The organism is Naumannella halotolerans, from assembly GCF_004364645.1.
Lineage (GTDB): Bacteria > Actinomycetota > Actinomycetes > Propionibacteriales > Propionibacteriaceae > Naumannella > Naumannella halotolerans.
Genome location: NZ_SOAW01000002.1, coordinates 316,185 through 338,639, shown reverse-complemented (window position 1 = coordinate 338,639; position 22,455 = coordinate 316,185). Strand labels below are relative to the sequence as shown.

Genomic DNA, 22,455 nt, shown 5'->3' with positions numbered 1-22,455 from the left:
CGATGCGGCCGGTTGGCGCTGGCTCCCGCTCGCGAGGGTGACCTCCCGGTTCGTGAGCCGAATCCGCCACTCGATCACCGAATCGACCCGTTGACGACCGATACGGCGATCGAGTGGCGGATTTTGCTCAACAACTCAGCCCAAGCCGCTCTTCGGCGACTTTGCCGTATGTCCTGCCCGGGTCGCGCCACGGTGATCGACAGCTTTGCTCAGTGCCTCAGGTCAGGCGGGTCTTCGGCGACTTCTCGTATGTCCTGCCCGGGTCGCGCTCGACGGCATCACCGAGCACCTCGTCGATCCGGGCGAGCAGTGTGGCGGGCAGTTCGACACCGCTGGCCTGCACATTGTCGGTGACCTGCTCGGGGCGGGAGGCGCCGACGATGGCGGCGGCGACGTTCTTGTTCTGCAGGACCCAGGCGATCGCGAGCTGGGCCATGGTCAGCCCGGCCTCGTCGGCGATCGGCCGCAGCTCCTGCACGCGGGCGAGCACCTCGTCCTTCGACAGCCAGCTGGCGATCATGTCGGAGCCGCCCTTGCTGTCGGTGGCCCGGGAGCCGGCCGGCGGCTGCTCACCCGGTTTGTACTTGCCGGTCAGCACACCCTGGGCGACCGGGGACCAGACGATCTGGGAGATGCCGAGCTGTTCGGAGGCCGGGACGACCTCACCCTCGATCGCCCGCTGCAGCATCGAGTACTCCGGCTGGTTCGAGATCAGCTGGATCTTCAGTTCCTTGGCCAGTGCGGCAGCCTGCTTGAGCTGGTCGGCGGTCCACTCCGAGACCCCGATGTAGAGCGCCTTGCCGGCCCGGACGACATCGGCGAAGGCGACCATCGTCTCCTCCAGCGGTGTCTCGTAGTCGAAACGGTGGGCCTGGTAGAGGTCGACGTAGTCGGTCTGCAACCGCTTCAACGAGGCGTTGATCGACTCCGAGATGTGCTTGCGGGACAGGCCGGTGTCGTTCGGGCCCTTCGGACCGGTCGGGAAGTAGACCTTGGTGAAGATCTCCAGCGATTCGCGACGTTCGTTCTTCAGCGCCTCACCCAGCACCGTCTCGGCGGCGGTGTTGGCGTAGGTGTCGGCGGTGTCGTAACTGGTGATACCGGCGTCAAGGGCCGCCCGGACGCAGGCAGTGGCGACATCTGCCTCCACCTGCGAGCCGTGGGTCAGCCAGTTTCCGTAGGTGATCTCACTGATCTTCAGTCCACTGTTGCCGAGGTAGCGATGCTCCATGGCTCGAACGTACCCCGCGGTCGAGTGGCAGCCCCGGCCGGGGGCACGCCCAGAGCCTCAGCCGTCCAGGAGGCGCCGCCGCCGCGACGACGCCCGGCAAGCGAACGCCTGCAGGGTGGTGGCCGTGCCGGATCAGGCCAGGCTGGCGGTGTAACCGGCCTCGGTGACCGCGGCCAGCACCGCGGCCTCGTCCACGCCCTCACCGGTGACCACGAGCACGCCGTTGTCGGCGCTGACCTGGATGTCGCTGACGCCGGGGATCTCCGAGACCTCCTCGCGGACCGAGGCCTCGCAGTGCTCACAGGTCATTCCGGTGACGGCGAAAGTGGTGGTGGTCATCTCTGCTCCCCTGGGTCTGCCCGCGTCGGTGAGGCGGTACGCGCGGATCGGTTGTCGGCGGGACGATGAAACCACAGCCGGTTCCCCGACAGCGCACCGCCCGCCGGCGGTTCACCCTCCAGCCTACATACCCCTGCGGGGTATCCCAACGAGTGTTCGCGGGAGCGGATCGCAGCCCCGGATCGAGCGCGACTCGCGATGGGTCACGCAGCCCATCGCCGGGGCATGCCGGGCGGTGAAGGACCTGATCCCACAGGGTCAGGAGGCCGAGATCACCGCCGGCACGATCATCGCTGAGACCGCCGGGTAATGCGGCTCCCGCCGCCGGTGGATGATGTACCCGGAGGCGGCCGTGCACCGGGCGAGTCTCAGGCGCGCCGCCGGGGACGACCCTCCAGCACCTTCTGGATCGTGGTCACCGTCTCGTCCATCAGGTCCACTCCGAGGGTCCGGGCCTGCCGACTGATCCGCATCGCCAGCCGCTCGGCGTCCAACAGGTTGCCGAGTTCGGCGTGCACCTGCAGTTGCAGGCAGAGCAACTGTTCGTCGTCCTCGGCCGCCAGTGTGCCCTTGCCGATCGCCCAGCCGGCCAGGTCGTACTCCCCGAGCTCTACCGAGCGTTGGGCCAGCACCAGGGCCACGTCGCGGATGACAGAGCCGATCTCCAGTCGCAGTTCCTCCGCCCACGCCCATTGACCCGGAGCCGCATCGGCCAGCGGTGCTCCACGAACCAGTTCGAGGGCGGTGATCAGCGACCCGGTCCCGGACCGATTCACCCCGCCGATGATCAGTGCCTGGAAACGCAGCCAGTCCGAGCTCACGTCGGGGTGCAGTTCGATCCTGCCCGAGTAGGCCTCCGGCAGGTACGGTTCGCCGCCCGGGTCGGTACCGAGCCACAGTCGCAGCCGGGACATGTTGGAGCGCCGCGTGCTCTCGGCCACCATCAGCCCTCGCGCCATCTGCTGTCCGGTCGCACCGGGATTCTCCAGCAACCATGCCGCGTACTCGATGCACTGACGCCGGGCCCGGGGCGGAGCCTGACCTGCGGTCGCACGCAGCCGTACCGGTCCGAGGATCTCGACCGTTGGCCCACCGGTCATGTTCCCCACCACCTCCGATGCCGCCGATCGATCGCCTTCGGGAACCGCCGATGCCGGCGCCGCTGCCCGTCTGCCGACCGGCGCCGGTCCGCGCTCGTCGTGAGATCGGTCGAGGTGTTCAGCGGCGGTCGGTTCATGATCGGATTCCTCGAGATCGTGCGGTCGCGGGTCGACGGCGACGAGATTGGGTGAGTGTGTCGGAGTGCGTTCGTGGTTCCACCACCAGGCCGGGGTGGACGGTTCGGTCCCGGTGGCGGACACCAGCTCCGTCACGCCTTCGCGGACGGCGGCGGGCACCAGTTGGGGCTGGAACTCCACGCCGAAGACGGTCGCCGGCTCCGCGGTGAGGTCGAGCACCGGCAAGGACGGTTCACCGGTGAGCACCGCGACGATCCCGGTGTCGCCGTCGCAGACCGTCGCCAGCTGCCCCAGTCCCTCGCCGACCGGCTCGGCGCAGAGCAGGACGACCGGGCGACGGGCCTCGATGGTGGCAGGTTCGAACGGGTGCGGCGGGGTGTTCCGTCGTTCGAAGGCACGTCGGCGCAGTTCCGGGAGGATCTCGGTCAGGTGGTCGACCATGCGTACCTGCGGCTCGGCCAGGGCCTCGGCGAAACGCTTGTCCCCACCGACCATGATCACCTCCACCTGGTTCGCCGAGGCGCCGGTGATGAGTTCCAGCAGCAGTGCCGAGCGGAACGCCTCGGCCCGGTTGTCGTCGTCTGCGGCCCGTCGCGCGCTGCCGAGGTTGAGCAGCCCGAAACGGTTCAGGTCGATCATCATCAGCCGCCCGTCGGTCTGCCACCCGACGCAGACCAGTGCCGGCCAGAGCAGCGGACCATCGCCGGCCTGGGGCTCGGCCGGTGTCTTCGGACGGATCCAGGAGTTCGGCCCGGTATGCCAGTGGGCCGGTGGCCGTGGTGGCGCCTGGTCGAAGATCAACTCCACATCGTCCTCACCGACCGACACCCGTTGCAGGTCGGGCACCGGGGCACCCAGTTGGCAGAATCGGTCCGAGGCCTCGAGCATGGCCGTCTCCGCGAGCTCGACCGCGGTCGGTGCCGATCGGTGGATCAGCCCGGTCTCGACCAACCGGGCGTGCAGCGGCGGCGAGTTCAGTCGGACCCCTGCACTGCGGGAGCCGAGCAGCCGTCGCCGACGCAGCGCCAGAACCGCGGACACGCCACCGGCTGTCGTACCGGCGAGCGCCGACATCGCGGTCAACCACCCAGGGGTCGCCTCGTCGAGGCTCGGCCCCAGTCGTCGAATCGTCTCCTCCGACTGACCGGCTGCCCCGGTGGTGTCCTCGCCGGATGCGGCGCCCGGCTGCCCGCCCGATCCGGCATCGGTGTCGGGTCCGTTGCGGGTGTCCGCTTCGGCGCCCGGCTCCCCCTCGGCGCCGGAGCCGGTTTCGGATCGGGTGCCGGTCCCGGAGCCAGTTTCGCGCCGGGCGCCGGCCTCAGCGCTCGGTTCCGTCTCGATCCCGGAGCCGGCTCCGGTCCCGGAGCTCCCGGAATCGGTGGAGTGATCCGGTGTCCGGTCGGCCGCTGTGCCGGCGCTGCGTTCGGAATGCACCGGTGGTCGATCGATCTCGGTTCCGTCGGTTTCGGACCGGGACTCCTCGGAGCGTCCCGTACCCGTGTCGCGGTCGGGTACGCCGGGAATGATCAACTCCCACCCGACCTCCAGCTCATCGGGGTCCTCGATCAGCGCCGCATTGGCGACGGCGATGTCGCGCCAGCGCATCCCGTCCCCGTAGTAGTGCTCGGCCAGATCCCAGAGATTGTCGCCCCGGTCGACGAAGTGCCGAATCCCGGCAGCCGGCTCACCCTCACTCCCCGCTCGCTTCCGCCCATCCGCCCGGTTCTGGTCATCCGCCCGCCCCTGACCATCCGACCACCTCTGACCATCCGACCGCCCTTGACCATCCGACCGCGCCGGTTCGGCATCGTGCTCGGCCGTCTCCTGCACCGGTCCTGCGGAGGCTGAGTCCGCGGGAGCCGAGTACGCACTCGGGGTGACCACAGCCATGGAAGCCACTGCCAACACCAGCCCGGCAACCCAACGCTGCGGCAGGGCCAGACCGGGCAGCCGGAGTCGTCGACCCGACAGGGTGTTCCCGACCTCGACCAAGGTCGTGACAACGAACACCAGCCAGGCACCCCAGGCGATCAGGGTCAGCAGTCCGAGGAGCAGGCTGCCGTCGTCGGGGCGCAGCAACGAGCCGAGGGTCAGCTTCGGCAACGTGCCGATGGTCCACAGCAGCACGGGGACGCCGATCGACAACAGCAGCAGGACGAGCAGTGCACCGATCCCCCGCAGCACCCGCCTCATCCCGAATCCGCGCGTTCGGTCAGACGGTCAGCCATGATCATCGCCTCACTTGGGCAGGTTGCCCTGGACGTAGACGAAGATGACCGTCGTCACCAAGGTGGCGACGGTGACCGCACCGGCCAGCAGGATCGCATTCTCCGTCGACTGCGACAGCCCACGCTCATCGCGACGCGGCGGTCCGGCCAGCAGCCAGATCAACGCCACACCGAGTAGTTGCTTCGTCCTGGTCATGGTTCTCTCCCTTGTCTCCATCGTGTTGTCTCCATCGCTTCTTGTTCACGTCGTCGGATCGGTTCAGGCAACGCCCATCAGCCGCAGCATCGGCGGGGTGAGGAAGATCAGCCCGAAGATCATCGCGGGGATCACCATGTAGATGGTCATCCGTTCGGAGACCTCGTGGGCCGCGATCCGGGTGGCGGTGAGGTGGGAGTCCCGCAGTTCGCGGACCCGCGCGCGCAGGGCATCGTTGAGGGTCGCCCCGGTCTCGTCCAGGCTCATCACGTCGGCGACGTCGGCCAGTTCGGGCAGCTGCAACCGATCGGCGAGCCGTCGGATCTCGTTCCACGGCGCCTGCTGTTGCAGCCGGGCCCGGGTGAGTGCTCCCCGCAGCTGGGTGAACAGTGGCGCATCCGACAGGTTCGCTGCCGACTCCAGCGACTGGGCGGCAGACAGGTTCGCCATGCGTTCGAGCACGATCAGGTCGAAGTAGAGGAACAGGGCCTCACCTGCCGCGCTGCGTCCGGCCTCGGCGCCTCGGCGCAACAACAGGTCGGGAGCGAACCAGCCCGCCACCGCACCCACCACAGCGACGCCTGCCGGCAGGGCGGGTGGGACGCCGACGACGAAGGAGAAGACGCCGAGAACCACCACCGGGGTGATCAACCCGAGAAGGGCCATGATCAGCTTGTCGGCGGCGAACTCGCTGAGCGGCTTGCCCTGGAGTTCCAGCAGTCGGCGCTGGGCCGCGGTGACCGGTACGGCACCCCGCAGGTGCAACCACTGGCCCAGCCGTTCGGAACGGTTCCGGGCCGGGACCTGGGCCTGTGGCGGCGGACCTGCCTGGACATCGAGCCGGGCCAATGCGTCGGCGAGTACCGGTGCACCCGGCCGCAACCCGCGGACCACCAGCACCAGTCCGAGCGCGATCACCGCACCGGTGACGACGGCCGGCCCGATCCCGGTCACAGCGAGCTTCCAGACGTCCATCCGTCCCGACCCCCGATCAGCAGACGTTCCCGACGTGGTGGATTGGTCAGTCGCCGGAGCATGATCAACGACCCGAGATAGGCCGCCACCAGACAGGCCAGGATGGCCTGCCCGACCACCGTCGTGTAGGGGCCGAGGAAACCTTGTCCGAGCAGAACCGACGAACCGAGGACCACCATCGTGATCACGGTGATCTGCCGCACCACCACCCGCGGTTTGGCCCGTTCGGCCTCGATCTCGCGCCGCGCCCGGAGTCTGTCCTGGATGCCGTCGGACAACGCCTTCAGCACCGCGGCAGAACCGGTCCCCCCACGTCGCACCGAGAGGATCAGGGCACCGATCACTGCGTCGGCATCGGCACTGTCGATCTCATCGGCCAGCGCCCGCAGGGCCGCATCCGGTGGCCATCGTTCATCCAGGCGGGCCACCAGGCGGGTGACGTCGGTGGCGATCGCGGCCGGCGCCTGCCGACAGGTGATACGGATCGCATCGACCACCGACTTCCCGGTCGGCAGGACGGTGGCCAGACCCCGTACCCAACGGTCCAACGCCTCCATCACCTCGATGTCACGATGCCGCGGCGTACCCAACAGGTACGGCAGGATCAGCGCCAGGGCGGGCAACAGGACGATCGCCAGTACCCACCCGGTGAGCGCGAAGATGATCATGCCGAGGGTCGCGGTGACGCCCAGGGTGAGATCGCGTCGTCGACCCGCGGGACCGGCCGGCCGGCGGGTGGCGACTGCCCACCAGTCGGCCGCGGAGCGATGGTTCCGCGCCTCCCCGCGTTCGGTGCGGCGCAGCCCGAGCACACAACCGGTGATTCCCAGGCCGATCAGGGCACCACAGGCCCCGGCCAGTGCCGCATTCATGTCGGCCCCCTTCGGAAACGGGCGAGTTCACCCAGCAAGGTGACATCCGGGGTGAACCCGGCCGGGGCAGCACTTGTACTGCGCGCCTGCCAGGTCAGGTGGGTGGAGGGCCGGTCACCGTCGACACCGCCGGTGAGCTGACGGATCTCGGAGATCCGCCGCTGCCGCAGGCCTCCGCGCCAGGTGTCATCGGTCAGTTCCACATGGACCAGCAGGCTGATGTTGTGCGCGATCTGCCGATACGCCTCTTCGATCGTCACCACGCCGCCCTGCGCAACCCGCGACGCCAGGCGGTCCATCGTCGAGGATGCCGAATGGGAGTGAGTGGTGGACATGGTCCCGGCGCCCACCGCTATCGGAACCTATCGACTCTTTCGAGCGAGGGTCTATGCCCTGCCGAGCGACCTCGCCCTGCGAATCCGCGCCCGCAGCCGCGCTACCTCGCCCGGGTAGACCAATGCCACCTGCGGATCCTTCGCCAACCGGACCATCCGCTGATGCAGTGCCGGCGAGGTGAGACCGAGATCGACGGCGAGACGGGTGCGGTCCGCGGGCGGCAGGTCGATGGCCTCGACGATGCGGCGATCGGTCGGACTCATCCGCCGACGACCGTTCCGCCGAGCTTCTCGTGCAGCTCGTGTACAGCCTCGTCGGGCGCATTGATCGTCCAGTTCGGGCCAGCCAGCACGGTGACAGGCATGTCATCGAAGTCGGCAGCGAACGCCTTGAGGTTGTTCACCGCCTCATCCCGCGCCGCCTCCGACAGGTACGTCGCGAACACGTCAGCGGTCGAGCACGACCCGGACTGTGCGGCTGCGGTGACCTGGTTTCGCTGCTCCCAGTTGGGACACTCGTAGCCTGCTTCGATGGCTGCATCACGCAACGCCTCGACACTGTCGTAGGTGGCGTCCTTCTCCGGCCCGCCACAAGCGGCCAGCAGGAACAGCGCCGCAACCAGTCCACCGGTCTTCTTCATGCCCAACTCGCTTCCTCGATGTCCGCCAGCCGGCGGGCCAGGTACGCCTTCTCAGCCGGGTGCATTTCCCTCGGCGTAGTGGCGCCCCGCGGTGCCTTTATCCGCCGAACAGGATCCTGATGATGACCAGGCCGATGACCACAACCACCACGGCAATGCCGATCCTCGTCAGCAGCGATGGAGGCGGGTTTCCCGCCTCTTTGAGTAGGTCTTGCTTCATGACCTCGTACCTACCCTGGCTGATCTGCCCTGCCGAGTATCGCCGCTCCAACTCATCGAGCGCCGCGGCGTACTCTTCGACCCGGCTCCGCGCCTTCTTGTTCACAGTCCCCTCGACTCAGTTGATGATGCCGTTGGCGATCATGAACACAACATAGACCGCCACGATCGCGATCACGACGGCGAGGATGGACCTGAGCGGCGAGTTCTGCTTCCGGTCGTCCTGCAACAACCGGTCACGGCGTACCTCGTACTCGGCTTCACTAATCTCCCCGGCATCACGCCGGCGCACCAGGTCATCGAGCCGCTTCACTGATTCGTCGTTGTTGGGCATGAGTGTCTCCTCTATGCGGTTTGTCCTAGCCGGTGGTTGGCCAGGTGTCGTTTGATCGCGTGTCGTTCAGACGGGTGCAGGTGGTCACACCGGTGCCGCAGCAGCCGCAGGTCCACAGTCAGCTGGTCGGCGACCTCTGCCCAGCACTCCCCTGCCCACAAGACCGCATCCACCAGATGGTCGAGAGGGATCAGTCGGCGTGCGGCGAGCAGTTCCGCTTCGTGCTCGTTCAGGTCGTCAAGCGCGTGGTGGCCGGTGTGGCCGAGGTCCAAGTGCGCGAGGGCGTGGGCGAGCGCGGATCGCTTAGCCGGCCATCCTTGCGCACGGTCGATGAGGATCACCTTCCGTCGCCGGCACAGCACTTCGGGGATGCCGCCGAGGGGGCGGTGCCGGATCACCCAGTCGGGGTAGCGTTCGGCTGCGTCTCGGCCGGGGTCGTAGGTCAGCGCTCGGTCGCCGCCTGGTCGATCTGCCACTGGATGAACCTTTCTGACTCGGCCCGTATGCGTTGCCATTCGTCTTTGCTGATGCCGTCTGGTTTGCGGAACTGCAAGTCGTCATCGTGATGGTCGCCACTGACATCGGTCCCCGGCAGCGGCGGTGGCGGATCACCTTCTGCGATGGCCGAAATTGTTCCCGCCGACCACCCAAGGGCGTCCTCGATCTTCCCTTGCGTTGCCAGCTTCGGCCACCGGTTGCCGGCAAGGAACTCGTTGAGTGTGCCGGTGTCGACCTTCGCTGCTGTGCGCAGCCACGCCTGTGACTTCTTGTGGTGAGCCAGCCATGCCTTGATCGCTCGGCGTGCGGCTTGCTCGCCCTCTGTCCTGTTCACCATGCGTCTCCATGTCGTTGAGAGTGACCGAGAACACGAGGGAACCGCAATCAGGCGGGTTTGACCATGTGGGCACTTCATCGCGGAAATACGAGGTTGAAAGTACGCGGTTGTAAGATGCTCTGGCTAGGTGATTCGTACTTGTTCGGACTTTTCCTGCGTTCCCGCTTGACTTGTTCCCACAGGTTCCTACATACTCTTAGGCATGACACCGAACCTCACCGAAGCCGAGATGGCTGAACGTCGGAGGGTCGGCGCGACCATCACAGAACTTCGCAAGAAGGCCGGTTGGCGCGCTGACCAGTTCGCCAACCACATCGGGATCAGCCGGCCGTACCTGTCGAACATCGAGGCGGGCCGGAAGCCGATCACCAAGGTTCTGCTTGCACGGATCGCTGACGCGCTCGACGTGCCGCAGATCGCGATTGCCCGCCCGGAGTTGTTCGACCAGGCGGCATGAAGGAAGCCCTCACCCGCTGCAACGGATGAGGGCCAGAGAACCGAAGTTCAAACTCACAGGAAGCATAGCAAATGACGGACACACAGGTCAGCATCAACCGGATCGAAACGGAGACGATGCTCGTCCCGATCAAGGGCACGACTCCCCTGATCGTTCACAAGTTCAGCGAGAAGGCGAAGCGCCAGATGTTGGACGCTCAGCAGGGCCGCAAGACTCCGAAGGAGAAGCGTGACCCGCAGGCCGACTATGAGGCGTCGTTCTACCGGACCGAGAACGGGTACGGCTTCCCGGCGGTGGCGTTCAAGGCAGCCACGATCGGGGCGGCCAGGTTCTACGGCAAGTCGGTGAAGATGACCGAACTCCGCCAGTTCTTGTTCTTCAAGGGCGTGCTGAGTGACGCGGACCCGCAGCCATTGATCCCGATCGAAGGTACGCCGCGCATGCGGGAGGACGTTGTTCGGCTGGGGATCAGTGGAACGGACCTTCGGTATCGACCGGAGTTCCCGGAGTGGTCGGCACTTCTCGAAGTGATCTACGTGGCGTCGGCGCTGACGAGGGAGTCGGTGCTGTCGCTGATCGATGCCGGCGGGATGGGTGTGGGTGTTGGTGAGTGGCGCCCGGAGAAGAAGGGCGAGTTCGGCACGTATCAGATCGACACGGATCGTGAGGTGACGTTCGCATGATCATCACGGCAGGCATGGCACGGCAAGGTCAGGCGCGTTGCGGCAGGGCTCGACATGGTTTGGCAGGCGCGGTCAGGCAGGGCGCGGCAGGGCAGGGCTCGGTAGGGCGCGGCCGGGCTCGGTGCGGCACGGCTCGGCAGGCAGGGCAGGGCTTGGTGCGGCGCGGCATGGCTTGGCGCGGCAGGCAGCGCACGGCAAGGCTGGGTCCGGTAGGGCTCGGCTGGGCGCGGCACTGCGTGGCAGGTGTGGCATGACCAACCTCCGCGAAGCGCTCCAATCCATCTACGACCAGCGCGGACAACTCACACCCGCGCTGGTCGTAGAGACCGCCAAGAACACCGACCACCCACTCCACCATCGGTTCGAGTGGAACGACGAAATCGCCGGACCCAAGTACCGGGAAGTCCAAGCACGCGAACTGATCCGCTCAGTGAAGATCACCTACGCCGAGACCAAAGGTGGCGTACCGAAACAGGTTCGGGCATTCGTGCCACCGCGGCAGGCGTCCGCGCCGAACGTGTACATCCCCACCGGCGAGGCGCTCAGTGACGACTTCACCAGGGCTCTCGTGCTCCGTGAGTTTGAACGCGCACTGATCGCGCTGAAACGGCAGTACGGGCACCTCAGAGAGTTCGACCAGATGGTTCGGGCCCAACTGGACGAGGGGGACGCGGCATGACCGGCATCGAGCTACGCGCCGAAGGCACAGACGCGGTCATTACTGCTGATGTTGCGCCGCACCGCATGGCCGGACCGCACATCAAAGCGGCCATCGCCGAACTCGCACAGTCCGGCCGCACATTCGATGCAGACGACGTGCGGGCGCTGCTACCGGAGGACGTGGTGCCGCATTCACCGAACCTGCTGCCGGCGCACATGGGTGCCGCTGCGGCGAAGGGGCTGATTGTGCCGGTCGGTTTGACCCGGCCGCGGCGTGCGTCACGCAGGTCGTCTCGGAATCTGTTGTGGGTGGGGGTGGCGGCATGAACAGACAGACACCACCGTCACAGGCGGCGCTGGATGCCGGATGGCAGCCGTGGATGCGGTCCACGGATCCGCGCACGATCGCCGCGGCGCTTCGCACGGCCAGGTCGAACATCAAGCGGTTGAGCGATCGGCAGCAGCAGACGCTCGCCATTCATTTCCAGCCGGTGCCGGACCGGTACCGCAAGGAGGCGTCATGAGCAAGGTCATTGAGTGGGATGAAATCAAGGTCGGGCAGGTCGTGAAGATCACCCTCGAGAAGGCCACACCGCAGGCGTTCAACTGCCGGGTGAGGTCGATCTACGAGGGGATGGTTGATCACATCTATCCCGGCGGATCGGTATCGCTCAGGGGTGCTGGACCTTTGACCAGTTCCGGAGGCTTCTGGGATATCTCGGTCGAGCTGATCAAGGACGTGGAACCGGAGCTGCCCGAGGTGCCGGACGGCTACCTGATCATCAAGAATCCTGACGGTTACGCCAGTTACGGCGCGCTCCGCACATACGCGAAGTATGTCCGGGGTGCCGAGTATCCGGCTGCTGCATCGATTGTCGATGCATACGCGGATGCGTTGGAGCGGGAGGCGAACCGATGAGCGACTACAGCAACCTGCTCGACGTGATCACCAAGGACCGCGAACTGCCTGACGGGTGGGACACGTGGGGGATTAAATCCACCCGACCTGATCTGACCACACGCAACGGGTTCCAGTGGCCGTTCCCCGGCGGTGTGGCTGAGGCGCCGAACATGCTGGACCACAACGGCAGCTGCCCCCGGGAGGAAGGGGATGGGTTGTGTGTGGCGACGACTTGGGCGGGTATGGCGTCTGGTGGTTTCCCGGCGCGCACCTTGTTGCTGGTTGCGTACAACATGGCTGATGCTCGCGGTGATCAGGTCGGGAAGTGCCGGGTTCCTCGGGTTGCGGTTGTTGATCTTGTTGATGGTGAGCGGCTGGTGCGGGATCACGGCGCAAACTCCTACCTGCGCGGGGCGAACCTGTCCGGGGCGAACCTGCGCGGGGCGGACCTGTCCGAGGCGGACCTGCGCGGGGCGGACCTGTCCGGGGCGGACCTGTCCGGGGCGGACCTGTCCGAGGCGGACCTGCGCGGGGCGTACCTGTCCGGGGCGGACCTGTCCGATGCGAACCTGTCCCGGGCGAACCTGTCCCGGGCGAACCTGTCCGGGGCGGACCTGTCCGGGGCGAACCTGTCCGATGCGAACCTGTCCCGGGCGAACCTGTCCCGGGCGAACCTGTCCGATGCGAACCTGTCCCGGGCGAACCTGTCCCGGGCGAACCTGTCCGAGGCGAACCTGTCCCGGGCGAACCTGTCCCGGGCGAACCTGTCCGAGGCGTACCTGTCCGGGGCGTACCTGTCCGGGCATGACGTGGATGATCTTCGCTCCCGTGGGGCGGTGATCGTATGAACCCTTCCCCTGCCCTGGACGTGATCGGCCTGATCGGCCTCACCGCGCTGTTCGTCCTGTTCTACCTGCTCGTGGCGGCGATCTGATGACCACCACCCGCAAGATCACCCGCCGCCCGATGATCAACGCCGACGCCACGATCGAGAACGTCGAGTTCCTACTCGCCGACAGCGTCCACCCCACGCAGATCGCCGCCCGTACCGGGTACAAGCATGTCGATCACCTGATCCGCATGCTCCGCCGGAAACAGCGCGACGACCTCGCCACCCAGTTGTTCGCCGACCGTGACGAACTGCGCGTCGGCGCCGGAGCCCGGAAAGGACGGATCGCGGCATGACCAGGATCGTGCAGCACTTCTCCGGCGACTGGATGCTGATCAGCCCATCCGGGCAGATCGGGGGCCGGTTCGCCAGCCGAGAGACCGCCGAGGCGTGGCTCGCACTGGTCGAATCCGCGCCCGTCCAATGCCCCGCTGACTGCATCGCGGGCGAGGTCGACCACAACCCTGAAGGTGTCGCCCGCTGGGGCCAATGCCACCTGTGCGGCGGCGACGGATGGGTCGCGACCTGCCCCCGATGCCACGGCGCCGGCTGCAGCACCTGCAGTAACGGGCTGATCCCCGCCGACCGGTACGACGACCTGGCGGCGTCATGATCTTCTGCCGCCGCTGCGACCGCACGTTCGTCACCCGGACCGCCCGCACCTACCACCGGTGCGGCACCGACGAATACGACACCGACCGGTACGAAACCGACCACGAACACGACCCCGAACCGTGGGAATCCGACCTCGCCGAGGACCGGATGCTCCAACAGATGGAAGGCGGCTGATGATGGACACCCGACGGATCCCAACGCATGCGCCGGGCTCGGACGGCTGGGCGCAGCAGCGCGCCACCGGTCTGGGCGGCTCCGAAGTCGCCGCGGTACTCGGCCTGTCGCCGTGGGAGTCCCGGTTCTCACTGTGGCATCGCAAGTCCGGGCTGATCGGGCCGTCACCAGACATGCCGGCAACCGAATGGGGTCGGCGGCTCGAAGCGGTCATCTTGGCCAAGTGGGCCGAAGACCGGCCCCTGGCGAACCTGCAAACCGGGCTGACGTACCTCCGCGACGGCTGGCAGATCGCGTCACCGGATGCTGTCGCCACGTTCGCCGACGGTGCTGTCGAGCCGGTCGAGATCAAAGCGCCGCAGTACGACGACGAGTGGGGCACCCCCGGCACGGATGAGATCCCGCCCTACTACCTGACCCAAACCCGCTGGTACCTCCACATCGGCGGCTGGAAACGGATCCATGTTGCTGCGCTGTTCCGCGGCATCGATTACCGCGAGTACGTCGTCGAGCAGGACGCCGATGATATCAACCTGATGGTCGCCGAGGGGCGCCGGTTCCTTGACTCGATCGCCGCCGGTGAACGGCCAGACATCGATGCCCACTCGGCCACCTATCAGGCGGTGAAGCAGCTACATCCGCTGATCGAGCCTGTCCGCGTCGACGTACCGGACGATGTCGCGTTGGCGTATGTGGAGGCGGTCGCGGCCGCAAAGTCTGCGGACACGGCGAAGACGGAGGAGACAGCCCGATTGGCCGACCACATGGGCAACGCGAAGGCCGCGGTGTGGGACGGACACACGATCGCGACCAGGCAAGCCCGCGGCGACGGCACACCGTATGTCGTCGCTTCCAGGAATCTCACCCGATATGCGAAGGAGATCGCAGCATGACGAGCATCAGCAATGCAATGGCACAGAGAGACAACAGTCCGGCCGGGCTGGTCGGGCAGTACAAGAACGACTTCGCGACGATGCTGCCGTCGCATGTGAACGCCGACCAGTGGGCGCGGGTCGCGATTGGTGCGCTTCGGCGTGATCAGAAGCTGGCCGAGGCTGCGGCGAGTGATCCCGGCGCGTTCCTGGCTGCGCTGTCGAACGCGGCACGGCTCGGACTGGATGCCGGCAGCGAACAGTTCTATCTGACCCCGCGGAAGGAGAAGGGTCGCCCGACGGTCCTCGGGATCGTTGGTTACCAGGGGCTTGTTGACCTGATGTACAGGGCCGGTGCGGTGTCGTCGGTGATCGCCGAGGTCGTGTACGAGCATGACGAGTTCGCCTACCAGCCTGGCCGAGACGAGCGGCCGGACCACAAGATCAACTGGGATTCCGATGACCGCGGGAAGCTGCGTCTGGTGTACGCGTACGCGGTGATGAAGGACGGTGCGACGTCGAAGGTGATCGTGCTGAACCGGGCTGAGATCAACCGGATCAAGAAGTCGTCGCAGGGTGCTGATTCGTCGTACTCGCCGTGGCAGAACCATGAGGCGGCGATGTGGTTGAAGAGTGCTGTGCGGCAGTTGGCGAAGTGGGTGCCGACATCGGCGGAGTACCGCAAGGAGCAGTTGCGGGCGGCGCAGGAGGTTGCGGCGGAGCGTGCGGCCCGGGAGGCCGGCCCGACTGTGATCTCGGCGGCGGTACAGCCGGGGCAGGGCGAGTACGTGGACGAGGTGACCGGTGAGGTGCTTCAGGCGACAGCGGCCGGTGACGAGCCGGTCGAGGGTGAGCTCGTTGATGGTGCTGGTGAGGATCCGTGGAAGGACGCGGTGAAGCCATGAACCAGGATGCGAGGCCGCTGCCGGCGGCTGAATGGCAGGCACCGCTGTGTGGTGTTTGCGCGGGTGACACCGACGACGGGGGCGGCCACTTCGTCTGCTATGACTGCGGTCTGAGTTTCGACCCGGAGCGTGATCTCGCTGCCGAGTTCATCGACCCGGAGACGGCTGTGTGCGCGGCGCCGTGCGACAACAAGTGGCACGGCGACAACAAGATCACGTTCGGGCGCGGCTGGCAGTGTTTCCCGTGTGCGCTCCCGGCCGGTCATTCAGGTGTCCACTGGTCCGGGTGTACCCCCATCGCGCTGGAGCTCGGCGCACACGTCTGCGTGGCCTGCCCGGTGTGCGGACGCTTCGGCCCGTGCGACTGCCCGGAGGTCAAGCCGTGATCGTCACAGAGTTCACCGTCCACGGTCTCCCAGCCCCGCAAGGCAGCAAACGTCACGTCGGCCGCGGAATCATGATCGAGTCCTCGAAGAACGTGAAGCCGTGGCGGGAGGCAGTGAAACACGCAGCCCTGGACGCGATCGACGGCAACTCCCCTGTTGAGGGACAGATCCGCCTATCCATCGTGTTCTGGATGCCTCGCCCGAAGTCGCATTACGGCACCGGCCGCAACGCTTCGGTGTTGAAGTCTTCGGCCCCGTTCTGGTGCGCCAGGACGCCGGATTTGTCGAAGCTCGTTCGTTCCACGGAGGACGCGTTGACTGATGCGGGTGTGTGGCGTGATGACGCGCAGGTGGTGCACCTGAACGTGTCGAAGGTCTACACCGAGGGAGCGCCAGCGGCAGTGATCACGGTCGAGCTACACCTCAACGACCATCCCCTCGGCGGTGCAGCGTGAGGAACCGCTTCCACCCCGACAACCCAAACGGCTGCGACATGACGAAGGCCATGCCCATCCTCGCCGCCACCATCGCGGCCGCAGCTCTCACGGCCGCCGGTCTGGTGGTGCTGGTGATGGCTGTGATCAACACCCAGGACGACTACACCGACATCGACGAACAGGACGACTGATGCACGACTTCAACAGGATGGATGACGAGTTCCGCAAGGGATTCCGCGCCATGATCGCCATTTGGCTGATCGCACTGGCCGCTGCGCTTGGTGTGGTGGCGGCGCTGATCTGGGCTGCGATCCACATCGTCGGGGCGGTTACGGCATGAGCGATCAGAGCTATTTGGACTATCTCCGAGAAGAGGCGGACGGTGCCGAGGGCAAGCTGTTCCTCGAAACGGATCGGGTGTGCCCCGGCGCACATGACGCCACGCAGCATCGGGACGGCAAGCCGCCGTGGTGCAAGGCGTGCGGCCGCACCAATCGTGGCGTCTTGATCAAGGACGTGACCGCATGACCGCCCGCGAGTTCGTCGTGTTCAACGCCGCAGGCCGCGAAGTCGACTGGGTTGTCCCGTACATCAGTCACGGCACGATCGCGCCGGGCCGCTACTCGGTCCACAACGGCCACCACGACTACGAGGTGCGTGTGCCGGAGGGTGGCCGGTTCGAAATCCGCGACAGGAGGGCAGCATGAGTGATCTTGTACGGGACCTGCGGGCCAAACTGGCAGCCGCCAGCCCGGGGCCGTGGGAGTTCTACGAGAAACACACCCCGGAAGGTGCGGGAAGTATCCATGCACCCCGATTAGGGGATGAGCAGGACGATACGATTGCGACGCTCATTCTTGACCGGGAGGACGCCGACCTGATCGTGGCGCTGGTGAACAACGCGCCCGAGCTACTGGATGAGTTGGAGCGGGTCACCACTGAGCGGGACGAGGCACGGGCCGCGCTGGGCCGGGTGTGGACACTGGCGGACTCGTTGATCAGTGGGCGCGACCCGGAAACCGACACGCGAATCTTCGACCCGTGGGACGTGGACGAGATGCTCCGCGTCGCCATCGACAGGACAGGCGGTGCCGAATGAGCATCCTCACCGTCACCCAAACCAACCGATTCCACGACAACCCGACCGACCCCACCGTGCACATCCACACCTACCAGTGGACCGGCACGGCCACCGAAGCCTGCAGCCGGAAGTGGGCGCTGCTCGAAACGTCACGGGCCGACATCAAACTCGAGGACTGCTACTTCCGGATGCTCGCCGCGCACGATCGGCCGCGGTTGCGGCTTCGACGTCACCTTCGCCGACCAGCCCGACATGCAACCGTGAATCTGCCCGCCGCCGGCGCCAGAACGGCCGCCCGGTGAAGCTGACCGTGACGGTGCCGGACCTGCCGAACGCCGCCTGCCGCAACGATCCGCTGTTCGACCGGCGCGACGAAATGCAGCAGCTCGCGATCTGCCGGTCGTGTGCCGAGATCTTCGCCTGCTACCACCATGCCCGCAAGAACCGTGAGGTCGGCACGTGGGGTGGGCACGTGTTTCCTGAGCGTGGGCAGACGGGCCCGATCCGTCTGCTCGGGAAGGGGGCGGCGTGATCGGCACACCTCACCTGTTGAGGGTTGCGGCGTTCGATCGGACCCTGTCGTCGTCGGCGCGGATGAATGCGGTTCGGGCGGCGTTCCGGCTCGAGTTGGCCGGCCCAACCAGTGCGGGCGCCGATGTGGAGCCGGCGATGCGGGTGCTGCGGAAGGTCGTGTCGCTGCATGAGGACGGCCAGCGGTCCGCGTCGTCACTGCTACTTGATCAACTCGTCGCCGGCGGGATGCCGTTCGCCGACTCGTGGAAGGAGAACTGATGCTGAGAAGCGGAGACCTGCCGAACTTCGACGGGCGGCCTACGGTGCGGTTGCACCAGGGGATGCCGGAGAAGGGGTCTGTTGCTGCCCTGTCCGACTCGGCGTTCCGTCTGCTGATCGAAGCGATCTGCTACTGCGGTCGTGAGGAATCCAACGGCCGTGTTCCGAGCGTGATCTTGAACCGGTTGGCGACGAAGCGCACTGCGATCAAGGAGCTCGTCGACCGGGGGCACATGGAGTCTGTCGATGCCGATACGTGGTTCCTGACGGACTACCTGCGATGGAACCGGTCAGATGCGGAGATCCAGGCGTTCCGGGAGTCCAAGGCGCAGAGCGGGGTGCTCGGCGCGCACAACAGATGGCATGTGCCGAGACGTCAGAGAGTGAAGGACTGCCCACACTGCTACCCGGTGAAAGGGGTCGAAAGTGCATGACATTCGCTATGGCAACTCGATGGCACCTGCCATGGCGGGGCCTATGGCAAACCGATGGCAAAGCGATGGCAACGTGATGGCTAAGTCAGACTCAGACTCAGACTCAGACCTAACTACTCCTGTTACGTCTCTCTCCGAGACCAAGATCGCCGCCGCGAACGTCGACGAGACGACTCATCCCTCCGAACTGCGGACTGCCCTCGGTTCAGTGCTCGTGGTTGCTTCAAATTCCGCCCTGCAGTCTGTAACGCGCGAGGATTTCAAGCAGCGGCAGCAACAAATCGGGCACCTCGACTTCGACCCGATCTGTGAGTGCACCGAAACCGACTACGACGACCTCGGATGCAGCCGCGTCGCCGCCTGGCTCGGCTGCCCACCCTGCGGCCACACGTTCTGGGCATGCGACCCCTGCAGGGCCGAGATGCCCACCTCCCCGTTCCGCGGCTCCTGCGGCGACTGCGGGCACACCAGCCATGCACGAGCCGTCCGATGGGAGCCGCTTCGATGATCACCGTCACCCGCCATCAAGCCACCGCCCTCGTCACCCTCCTGCGCACCATCCGCAGCGACTGGGACGAACGCACCACCCTCGACGCGCTCGCTGTCGCCGCCCACAACCGCAACCTCCCCGACCTCGCCTACGGCGCCATCGCCACCGCCCTCGACCCCGCATCCCGCACACCCAGGGCACTCACTTTCACCGACCACGAGCACTGGCGCCGCACCATCCGCACCGACACCTGGGCGCCCCCGACCCGCGACCAGGAATGCGCCACCCACCCCGGCGGCTGGGCAGACCACTGCGCAGGCTGCAGGGCCGACCGTCTGGCCGCCCACTGATGCCCGCCTACACCGACACCGAACGCGGCCTCATCCGCGCCTGCGCCGCGATCGTCGAAACCTCCGGACGCACAGCACTCGCCCTGCGGCTCCTGGCGCTGCTCCCAGACGATCCCAGCCCCCAACCCGACCCCGAGGTCACAGACCAGCCCCCGAACCCGCCAGAACGCCACACAGCCCCGAAGACACCCGCTTGCGACCAAGGAGACCATCAATGAGTGAGCTCACCCCACTGCAGCGCCTCGCGCAGATCGTTGAACTGGCCACCGAAGTCGAGATGACCCTCGCTATAGGAGCACCCAACCCCGGACTGCACACCGACCATGTCCGCCGGTCCGTACCCGGATCCCGGCCCCCGACCGACGTGGCTGCACTGCACGCCTCCATGCCGGGCGAACGCAACGGGCTCCGGGCCGAACTCGTCACCAGCGTGCAGATGATCATCGAGGAGATGGCCGACGAACCCGGGCGCACCGCCGACATTCCCGACTGGCCGAGCGACACCTGGTCCGGTATCTGCGAATGGCTGCGACTCACATCGGCGTGGTGGATGAGGCAGCCGTGGAGCGTCGACGTGGAAGCCGGGATCCAGCGGGTGCACGCCGAACTGCGACACATGGCCAGGGTCCCGAAGCCCTTGCGGGTCGACTGCACAACCCATGGGTGCCACGGTTCGATCTTCCCGGAACTCAGGGAGACTGCCGAGGGACCAAGGTTCTATGCCGAGCAATGCGAGAACGGGCACCTGGTGGACAGACATGAGGCCGTCAGGCGAGCGTACCGGCTATCCGACTATCCGCTCTCCGAGATCGCGGGCATGATCGACATACCCGTGAAGACCCTTCACCGATGGGCGAAGAGCGGGGCCATCACCCCGGTTCGACGGGCAAGGAATGCCGCGCTCTACAACTTGGAGGCGGTGCGCCTGGCTGCGACACGATTGCGACGCGCAGGGTGATGCTTGCGAAGGTCGCACCCCCATGTGAGAATGTCCGCAGGAGAACTCTGTTCTGAACATGAGCGTCCCGGCGGTGCTACCAACACCCCGGGACTTGGCCCACTTCTATTGGAGAGAAGATGAGCGATACAGATACTAGCACTAGCGTCTATCGCTACTACGACAGGCACAAGGTCTTGCTGTACGTCGGCGTCACGGCACGAGGCGTGAGTCGCAACAACGAGCACAACTCTAAGCCGTGGTGGGGGTTCGTCTCATCGCAGAAGATCGAGCACTACCAGACGCGCAAGGAAGCACTGAGCCGGGAGTCCTTGCTCATCACAGAGTTCCAGCCTCCCTTCAATGTGCAACAGAATCCCGCATCAGAACTGGCGCGTCGCGCATACATGCAGCATGTGGCAACCGCCGCACCTGACGCACCCGCAGCACACGAAATGCCGAAGTGGCTGACCGCTGGTATCACCAAGCAGGGTCGCATTGTGATCGTGTCTGCGACTGGCGGCGGCGTGCTGAAGTTCGTTCGCAACGAAGGTAAGCCGTCGGTCACCGGCAAGGGTTCAGTGATCGAGCATGTAGGGCACGACGGGACGGCACTCAACATCCGCGTCAGAGGTAATGGATGGGAGTCTGCGACCGGCGCCCGCATCATGCTGGGATATCCGACAGGGAAGGTTGTCATCAAGCGCATCGAGGCAATCACCACCTGAACGTCATTCCCTGAAACAGCCTCGGCTCAAGCTCGACACCTTGATCGCTGAGGCCCGGGCCATGTTCGGCAACCCACGGCCTTACGCAGGGTCTTGGACTGAGGCCGACCTTTAACTGGTAGTCATCCCCCGGGATTGACTGCCCCCCACCATCTTCGGCCCGGCCGGTTTCCCCCGCCACAATGGCGCAACACCCGTCGACCACCGGGCCGAACCAAACGTTCGGCCAGCCGCGACCACCCGAACCACAACGCACCAAGGCCACATCGGGGCGAGCAAGCTGGCCGGCACTACCCCGACCGGGAGCCAAGCGATGCCAACCCGCGCACCAACACGCTGCTCCACACACCGCCAACTCAACTGCCCCCACTGCACCAAACCCTGGGCGCGCAAACCCAAGACATGGACAGGCGGAAGCACCAGAGCCTGGCGCAAAGTCCGAGCCCAACGCCTCACCATCGAACCCCTGTGTCGACAATGCGGCCAACCCGCTACACAGGTCGACCACATCGACGGCACCAACTACGCAACACAGCGATACGACATCAACATGACTCGCAGCCTCTGCGAACCGTGCCACCGAACCCGCACCGCCCACCAAGGACGCAACAGCCAGGGGTGACCCCAAGGGGGTTCAGATCACAAACACCAACCGCCCCGGACACCGCCGGTCGGTCCGCCGCATACCGACAATCATTTTCATCTTTTGTGAGGGGGCGTCATGGGTGCTCGTGGGAAGTTGAAGATCGCTTCGCATTTGTCGGCTGTTCCGGTGGGTTCTGCTGCTGCGGATGTGCCGCCTACGGCTCCTGTGAAGCCGGAGGATGTGGAGATTGACCCGGGTTTGTCGGAGTTGTGGGATGAGGTTGTCCCCGAGCTTGACAAGGCGGGGCTGGTCACGTCTTCGGATGGGCCGGCGATCGAGATGTGTTTGCGGCACATGATCATGGCGCGTCGGGCGTTTCGTCAGGTCGATGACGTGATGGTTGATGATCCTGCGCATGGTGGTCAGAAGAAGCATCCTGCTGAGGCTGTGTTCCGGTTGGAGTCGGCCGCGTTCTTGGAGTACGCGAAGCAGCTGGGGATGACTTTCATGTCGCGGGCGCGGACGCCGAGCCAGAGGGGCGACGCTGATGGCGAGAACCCGTTCGCGTCGGCCGCTGGCGGCTGATCTCAGACCCTACTCTGTGTCCTCGGTGTAATGCCGGGATCGGATTCTTT

General features: G+C 66.1%; 39 protein-coding genes and 1 pseudogene. 27 read left to right on the top strand and 13 right to left on the bottom strand.

From position 1 onward, the window contains the following. Nucleotides 1-217: 217 nt before the first annotated feature. The 13 genes and pseudogenes from CLV29_RS12755 to CLV29_RS12695 form a co-directional block, all read right to left on the bottom strand. On the bottom strand, nucleotides 218-1,231 hold the full coding sequence (locus CLV29_RS12755; RefSeq protein WP_133755458.1) for an aldo/keto reductase family protein: 1,014 nt from the start codon (nucleotides 1,229-1,231) through the stop codon (nucleotides 218-220). 132 nt (nucleotides 1,232-1,363) lie between these two features. Next, nucleotides 1,364-1,570 (bottom strand): heavy-metal-associated domain-containing protein, encoded by a 207-nt coding sequence (locus CLV29_RS12750; protein WP_133755457.1) that lies wholly within the window; start codon nucleotides 1,568-1,570, stop codon nucleotides 1,364-1,366. Nucleotides 1,571-1,938: 368 nt separating this feature from the next. Beyond that, nucleotides 1,939-5,001, bottom strand: a complete 3,063-nt coding sequence (locus tag CLV29_RS12745) for a LysM peptidoglycan-binding domain-containing protein (RefSeq protein ID WP_133755456.1) — start codon at nucleotides 4,999-5,001, stop codon at nucleotides 1,939-1,941. 45 nt (nucleotides 5,002-5,046) lie between these two features. Then, entirely contained in the window at nucleotides 5,047-5,232 is a 186-nt protein-coding gene (locus CLV29_RS12740) for a hypothetical protein (RefSeq protein ID WP_133755455.1), read from the bottom strand. A 63-nt stretch (nucleotides 5,233-5,295) separates the two neighbouring features. Continuing rightward, on the bottom strand, nucleotides 5,296-6,207 hold the full coding sequence (locus CLV29_RS12735) for a hypothetical protein (RefSeq protein ID WP_133755454.1): 912 nt from the start codon (nucleotides 6,205-6,207) through the stop codon (nucleotides 5,296-5,298). Further along, the gene (locus tag CLV29_RS12730; protein WP_133755453.1) at nucleotides 6,183-7,079 is read right to left on the bottom strand and encodes a type II secretion system F family protein; all 897 of its coding nucleotides are present in this window, start codon (nucleotides 7,077-7,079) and stop codon (nucleotides 6,183-6,185) included. The genes CLV29_RS12735 and CLV29_RS12730 overlap by 25 nt, the downstream gene beginning before the upstream one ends. Next, nucleotides 7,076-7,426, bottom strand: a pseudogene (locus CLV29_RS12725) (hypothetical protein); the annotation flags it as partial. The pseudogene CLV29_RS12725 and the gene CLV29_RS12730, both read right to left, overlap by 4 nt. Before the next feature lie 39 nt (nucleotides 7,427-7,465). Continuing rightward, nucleotides 7,466-7,678, bottom strand: a complete 213-nt coding sequence (locus tag CLV29_RS12720; RefSeq protein ID WP_133755452.1) for a hypothetical protein — start codon at nucleotides 7,676-7,678, stop codon at nucleotides 7,466-7,468. After that, nucleotides 7,675-8,055, bottom strand: coding sequence for a hypothetical protein (locus CLV29_RS12715; RefSeq protein ID WP_133755451.1), 381 nt, complete (start codon nucleotides 8,053-8,055; stop codon nucleotides 7,675-7,677). The genes CLV29_RS12720 and CLV29_RS12715 overlap by 4 nt, the downstream gene beginning before the upstream one ends. Nucleotides 8,056-8,152: 97 nt before the next feature. Then, nucleotides 8,153-8,380 carry a hypothetical protein gene (locus CLV29_RS12710; protein WP_133755450.1) on the bottom strand — a complete coding sequence of 76 codons (228 nt, stop codon included), beginning with the start codon at nucleotides 8,378-8,380 and terminating at the stop codon, nucleotides 8,153-8,155. A 12-nt stretch (nucleotides 8,381-8,392) separates the two neighbouring features. Continuing rightward, complete coding sequence (locus CLV29_RS12705; RefSeq protein WP_133755449.1) at nucleotides 8,393-8,608, bottom strand: SHOCT domain-containing protein; 216 nt, start codon at nucleotides 8,606-8,608, stop codon at nucleotides 8,393-8,395. An 11-nt stretch (nucleotides 8,609-8,619) separates the two neighbouring features. Beyond that, nucleotides 8,620-9,006, bottom strand: a complete 387-nt coding sequence (locus tag CLV29_RS12700) for an ImmA/IrrE family metallo-endopeptidase (RefSeq protein WP_166649266.1) — start codon at nucleotides 9,004-9,006, stop codon at nucleotides 8,620-8,622. Between the two features lie 44 nt (nucleotides 9,007-9,050). Further along, nucleotides 9,051-9,440: a hypothetical protein gene (locus CLV29_RS12695; RefSeq protein ID WP_133755447.1), complete on the bottom strand. Its 390-nt coding sequence runs from the start codon at nucleotides 9,438-9,440 to the stop codon at nucleotides 9,051-9,053. 205 nt (nucleotides 9,441-9,645) lie between these two features. On the opposite strand from CLV29_RS12695, the gene CLV29_RS12690 reads away from it, so the two are divergent. From CLV29_RS12690 to CLV29_RS12570, 27 genes are all read left to right on the top strand, one after another. After that, complete coding sequence (locus tag CLV29_RS12690) at nucleotides 9,646-9,900, top strand: helix-turn-helix domain-containing protein (protein ID WP_133755446.1); 255 nt, start codon at nucleotides 9,646-9,648, stop codon at nucleotides 9,898-9,900. A gap of 71 nt (nucleotides 9,901-9,971) precedes the next feature. Beyond that, entirely contained in the window at nucleotides 9,972-10,583 is a 612-nt protein-coding gene (locus tag CLV29_RS12685) for a hypothetical protein (protein ID WP_133755445.1), read from the top strand. A 250-nt stretch (nucleotides 10,584-10,833) separates the two neighbouring features. Beyond that, the gene (locus CLV29_RS12680; RefSeq protein ID WP_133755444.1) at nucleotides 10,834-11,262 is read left to right on the top strand and encodes a hypothetical protein; all 429 of its coding nucleotides are present in this window, start codon (nucleotides 10,834-10,836) and stop codon (nucleotides 11,260-11,262) included. Beyond that, nucleotides 11,259-11,570 carry a hypothetical protein gene (locus tag CLV29_RS12675; protein ID WP_133755443.1) on the top strand — a complete coding sequence of 104 codons (312 nt, stop codon included), beginning with the start codon at nucleotides 11,259-11,261 and terminating at the stop codon, nucleotides 11,568-11,570. Before CLV29_RS12680 ends, CLV29_RS12675 begins: the two co-directional genes overlap by 4 nt. After that, nucleotides 11,567-11,767 carry a hypothetical protein gene (locus CLV29_RS12670; RefSeq protein ID WP_133755442.1) on the top strand — a complete coding sequence of 67 codons (201 nt, stop codon included), beginning with the start codon at nucleotides 11,567-11,569 and terminating at the stop codon, nucleotides 11,765-11,767. Before CLV29_RS12675 ends, CLV29_RS12670 begins: the two co-directional genes overlap by 4 nt. Further along, complete coding sequence (locus CLV29_RS12665) at nucleotides 11,764-12,162, top strand: hypothetical protein (RefSeq protein WP_133755441.1); 399 nt, start codon at nucleotides 11,764-11,766, stop codon at nucleotides 12,160-12,162. The genes CLV29_RS12670 and CLV29_RS12665 overlap by 4 nt, the downstream gene beginning before the upstream one ends. Continuing rightward, nucleotides 12,159-12,992 (top strand): pentapeptide repeat-containing protein, encoded by an 834-nt coding sequence (locus CLV29_RS12660; protein ID WP_133755440.1) that lies wholly within the window; start codon nucleotides 12,159-12,161, stop codon nucleotides 12,990-12,992. The genes CLV29_RS12665 and CLV29_RS12660 overlap by 4 nt, the downstream gene beginning before the upstream one ends. An 85-nt stretch (nucleotides 12,993-13,077) precedes the next feature. Continuing rightward, entirely contained in the window at nucleotides 13,078-13,329 is a 252-nt protein-coding gene (locus tag CLV29_RS12655) for a hypothetical protein (RefSeq protein ID WP_133755439.1), read from the top strand. After that, on the top strand, nucleotides 13,326-13,646 hold the full coding sequence (locus CLV29_RS12650) for a hypothetical protein (RefSeq protein WP_133755438.1): 321 nt from the start codon (nucleotides 13,326-13,328) through the stop codon (nucleotides 13,644-13,646). The genes CLV29_RS12655 and CLV29_RS12650 overlap by 4 nt, the downstream gene beginning before the upstream one ends. Beyond that, nucleotides 13,643-13,822, top strand: coding sequence for a hypothetical protein (locus CLV29_RS12645; protein WP_133755437.1), 180 nt, complete (start codon nucleotides 13,643-13,645; stop codon nucleotides 13,820-13,822). The genes CLV29_RS12650 and CLV29_RS12645 overlap by 4 nt, the downstream gene beginning before the upstream one ends. Further along, the gene (locus tag CLV29_RS12640; protein WP_133755436.1) at nucleotides 13,822-14,715 is read left to right on the top strand and encodes a YqaJ viral recombinase family nuclease; all 894 of its coding nucleotides are present in this window, start codon (nucleotides 13,822-13,824) and stop codon (nucleotides 14,713-14,715) included. Before CLV29_RS12645 ends, CLV29_RS12640 begins: the two co-directional genes overlap by 1 nt. Beyond that, nucleotides 14,712-15,599: a recombinase RecT gene (locus CLV29_RS12635; protein ID WP_133755435.1), complete on the top strand. Its 888-nt coding sequence runs from the start codon at nucleotides 14,712-14,714 to the stop codon at nucleotides 15,597-15,599. The genes CLV29_RS12640 and CLV29_RS12635 overlap by 4 nt, the downstream gene beginning before the upstream one ends. Then, complete coding sequence (locus tag CLV29_RS12630) at nucleotides 15,596-15,985, top strand: hypothetical protein (protein ID WP_133755434.1); 390 nt, start codon at nucleotides 15,596-15,598, stop codon at nucleotides 15,983-15,985. The genes CLV29_RS12635 and CLV29_RS12630 overlap by 4 nt, the downstream gene beginning before the upstream one ends. After that, nucleotides 15,982-16,440, top strand: a complete 459-nt coding sequence (locus CLV29_RS12625; protein ID WP_208292947.1) for a RusA family crossover junction endodeoxyribonuclease — start codon at nucleotides 15,982-15,984, stop codon at nucleotides 16,438-16,440. Before CLV29_RS12630 ends, CLV29_RS12625 begins: the two co-directional genes overlap by 4 nt. 38 nt (nucleotides 16,441-16,478) lie before the next feature. Then, complete coding sequence (locus CLV29_RS17075) at nucleotides 16,479-16,613, top strand: hypothetical protein (protein ID WP_279586488.1); 135 nt, start codon at nucleotides 16,479-16,481, stop codon at nucleotides 16,611-16,613. Continuing rightward, nucleotides 16,613-16,762 carry a hypothetical protein gene (locus CLV29_RS16250; protein ID WP_166649265.1) on the top strand — a complete coding sequence of 50 codons (150 nt, stop codon included), beginning with the start codon at nucleotides 16,613-16,615 and terminating at the stop codon, nucleotides 16,760-16,762. Before CLV29_RS17075 ends, CLV29_RS16250 begins: the two co-directional genes overlap by 1 nt. Continuing rightward, nucleotides 16,759-16,950 (top strand): hypothetical protein, encoded by a 192-nt coding sequence (locus CLV29_RS12620; protein WP_133755433.1) that lies wholly within the window; start codon nucleotides 16,759-16,761, stop codon nucleotides 16,948-16,950. Before CLV29_RS16250 ends, CLV29_RS12620 begins: the two co-directional genes overlap by 4 nt. Further along, nucleotides 16,947-17,129 (top strand): hypothetical protein, encoded by a 183-nt coding sequence (locus tag CLV29_RS12615; protein ID WP_133755432.1) that lies wholly within the window; start codon nucleotides 16,947-16,949, stop codon nucleotides 17,127-17,129. Before CLV29_RS12620 ends, CLV29_RS12615 begins: the two co-directional genes overlap by 4 nt. Further along, nucleotides 17,126-17,521, top strand: a complete 396-nt coding sequence (locus CLV29_RS12610; protein WP_133755431.1) for a hypothetical protein — start codon at nucleotides 17,126-17,128, stop codon at nucleotides 17,519-17,521. Before CLV29_RS12615 ends, CLV29_RS12610 begins: the two co-directional genes overlap by 4 nt. After that, the gene (locus CLV29_RS12605; RefSeq protein ID WP_133755430.1) at nucleotides 17,518-17,805 is read left to right on the top strand and encodes a hypothetical protein; all 288 of its coding nucleotides are present in this window, start codon (nucleotides 17,518-17,520) and stop codon (nucleotides 17,803-17,805) included. Before CLV29_RS12610 ends, CLV29_RS12605 begins: the two co-directional genes overlap by 4 nt. Then, nucleotides 17,802-18,035, top strand: a complete 234-nt coding sequence (locus tag CLV29_RS12600) for a hypothetical protein (RefSeq protein ID WP_133755429.1) — start codon at nucleotides 17,802-17,804, stop codon at nucleotides 18,033-18,035. The genes CLV29_RS12605 and CLV29_RS12600 overlap by 4 nt, the downstream gene beginning before the upstream one ends. Beyond that, the gene (locus CLV29_RS12595) at nucleotides 18,032-18,295 is read left to right on the top strand and encodes a hypothetical protein (protein ID WP_133755428.1); all 264 of its coding nucleotides are present in this window, start codon (nucleotides 18,032-18,034) and stop codon (nucleotides 18,293-18,295) included. The genes CLV29_RS12600 and CLV29_RS12595 overlap by 4 nt, the downstream gene beginning before the upstream one ends. Then, nucleotides 18,280-18,729, top strand: a complete 450-nt coding sequence (locus CLV29_RS12590; protein ID WP_133755427.1) for a hypothetical protein — start codon at nucleotides 18,280-18,282, stop codon at nucleotides 18,727-18,729. The genes CLV29_RS12595 and CLV29_RS12590 overlap by 16 nt, the downstream gene beginning before the upstream one ends. A gap of 504 nt (nucleotides 18,730-19,233) precedes the next feature. Then, entirely contained in the window at nucleotides 19,234-19,569 is a 336-nt protein-coding gene (locus tag CLV29_RS12585; protein ID WP_133755426.1) for a hypothetical protein, read from the top strand. A gap of 214 nt (nucleotides 19,570-19,783) precedes the next feature. Continuing rightward, on the top strand, nucleotides 19,784-20,527 hold the full coding sequence (locus tag CLV29_RS12580; protein WP_133755425.1) for a MerR family transcriptional regulator: 744 nt from the start codon (nucleotides 19,784-19,786) through the stop codon (nucleotides 20,525-20,527). A gap of 119 nt (nucleotides 20,528-20,646) precedes the next feature. Then, a complete protein-coding gene (locus CLV29_RS12575; protein WP_133755424.1) occupies nucleotides 20,647-21,234 on the top strand; it encodes a GIY-YIG nuclease family protein in 588 nt (195 codons plus the stop codon). A 772-nt stretch (nucleotides 21,235-22,006) separates the two neighbouring features. Then, the gene (locus CLV29_RS12570; protein ID WP_166649264.1) at nucleotides 22,007-22,405 is read left to right on the top strand and encodes a P27 family phage terminase small subunit; all 399 of its coding nucleotides are present in this window, start codon (nucleotides 22,007-22,009) and stop codon (nucleotides 22,403-22,405) included. Nucleotides 22,406-22,455 lie beyond the last annotated feature (50 nt).

Bases quoted from the DNA above. Each gene is read 5' to 3' on its own strand.
- CLV29_RS12755 (WP_133755458.1), bottom strand. From the start codon at position 1,231: ATGGAGCATCGCTACCTCGGCAACAGTGGACTGAAGATCAGTGAGATC.
- CLV29_RS12750 (WP_133755457.1), bottom strand. From the start codon at position 1,570: ATGACCACCACCACTTTCGCCGTCACCGGAATGACCTGTGAGCACTGC.
- CLV29_RS12745 (WP_133755456.1), bottom strand. From the start codon at position 5,001: ATGAGGCGGGTGCTGCGGGGGATCGGTGCACTGCTCGTCCTGCTGCTG.
- CLV29_RS12740 (WP_133755455.1), bottom strand. From the start codon at position 5,232: ATGACCAGGACGAAGCAACTACTCGGTGTGGCGTTGATCTGGCTGCTG.
- CLV29_RS12735 (WP_133755454.1), bottom strand. From the start codon at position 6,207: ATGGACGTCTGGAAGCTCGCTGTGACCGGGATCGGGCCGGCCGTCGTC.
- CLV29_RS12730 (WP_133755453.1), bottom strand. From the start codon at position 7,079: ATGAATGCGGCACTGGCCGGGGCCTGTGGTGCCCTGATCGGCCTGGGA.
- CLV29_RS12720 (WP_133755452.1), bottom strand. From the start codon at position 7,678: ATGAGTCCGACCGATCGCCGCATCGTCGAGGCCATCGACCTGCCGCCC.
- CLV29_RS12715 (WP_133755451.1), bottom strand. From the start codon at position 8,055: ATGAAGAAGACCGGTGGACTGGTTGCGGCGCTGTTCCTGCTGGCCGCT.
- CLV29_RS12705 (WP_133755449.1), bottom strand. From the start codon at position 8,608: ATGCCCAACAACGACGAATCAGTGAAGCGGCTCGATGACCTGGTGCGC.
- CLV29_RS12690 (WP_133755446.1), top strand. From the start codon at position 9,646: ATGACACCGAACCTCACCGAAGCCGAGATGGCTGAACGTCGGAGGGTC.
- CLV29_RS12685 (WP_133755445.1), top strand. From the start codon at position 9,972: ATGACGGACACACAGGTCAGCATCAACCGGATCGAAACGGAGACGATG.
- CLV29_RS12680 (WP_133755444.1), top strand. From the start codon at position 10,834: ATGACCAACCTCCGCGAAGCGCTCCAATCCATCTACGACCAGCGCGGA.
- CLV29_RS12675 (WP_133755443.1), top strand. From the start codon at position 11,259: ATGACCGGCATCGAGCTACGCGCCGAAGGCACAGACGCGGTCATTACT.
- CLV29_RS12670 (WP_133755442.1), top strand. From the start codon at position 11,567: ATGAACAGACAGACACCACCGTCACAGGCGGCGCTGGATGCCGGATGG.
- CLV29_RS12665 (WP_133755441.1), top strand. From the start codon at position 11,764: ATGAGCAAGGTCATTGAGTGGGATGAAATCAAGGTCGGGCAGGTCGTG.
- CLV29_RS12660 (WP_133755440.1), top strand. From the start codon at position 12,159: ATGAGCGACTACAGCAACCTGCTCGACGTGATCACCAAGGACCGCGAA.
- CLV29_RS12655 (WP_133755439.1), top strand. From the start codon at position 13,078: ATGACCACCACCCGCAAGATCACCCGCCGCCCGATGATCAACGCCGAC.
- CLV29_RS12650 (WP_133755438.1), top strand. From the start codon at position 13,326: ATGACCAGGATCGTGCAGCACTTCTCCGGCGACTGGATGCTGATCAGC.
- CLV29_RS12645 (WP_133755437.1), top strand. From the start codon at position 13,643: ATGATCTTCTGCCGCCGCTGCGACCGCACGTTCGTCACCCGGACCGCC.
- CLV29_RS12640 (WP_133755436.1), top strand. From the start codon at position 13,822: ATGATGGACACCCGACGGATCCCAACGCATGCGCCGGGCTCGGACGGC.
- CLV29_RS12635 (WP_133755435.1), top strand. From the start codon at position 14,712: ATGACGAGCATCAGCAATGCAATGGCACAGAGAGACAACAGTCCGGCC.
- CLV29_RS12630 (WP_133755434.1), top strand. From the start codon at position 15,596: ATGAACCAGGATGCGAGGCCGCTGCCGGCGGCTGAATGGCAGGCACCG.
- CLV29_RS17075 (WP_279586488.1), top strand. From the start codon at position 16,479: ATGACGAAGGCCATGCCCATCCTCGCCGCCACCATCGCGGCCGCAGCT.
- CLV29_RS16250 (WP_166649265.1), top strand. From the start codon at position 16,613: ATGCACGACTTCAACAGGATGGATGACGAGTTCCGCAAGGGATTCCGC.
- CLV29_RS12620 (WP_133755433.1), top strand. From the start codon at position 16,759: ATGAGCGATCAGAGCTATTTGGACTATCTCCGAGAAGAGGCGGACGGT.
- CLV29_RS12615 (WP_133755432.1), top strand. From the start codon at position 16,947: ATGACCGCCCGCGAGTTCGTCGTGTTCAACGCCGCAGGCCGCGAAGTC.
- CLV29_RS12610 (WP_133755431.1), top strand. From the start codon at position 17,126: ATGAGTGATCTTGTACGGGACCTGCGGGCCAAACTGGCAGCCGCCAGC.
- CLV29_RS12605 (WP_133755430.1), top strand. From the start codon at position 17,518: ATGAGCATCCTCACCGTCACCCAAACCAACCGATTCCACGACAACCCG.
- CLV29_RS12585 (WP_133755426.1), top strand. From the start codon at position 19,234: ATGATCACCGTCACCCGCCATCAAGCCACCGCCCTCGTCACCCTCCTG.
- CLV29_RS12580 (WP_133755425.1), top strand. From the start codon at position 19,784: ATGAGTGAGCTCACCCCACTGCAGCGCCTCGCGCAGATCGTTGAACTG.
- CLV29_RS12575 (WP_133755424.1), top strand. From the start codon at position 20,647: ATGAGCGATACAGATACTAGCACTAGCGTCTATCGCTACTACGACAGG.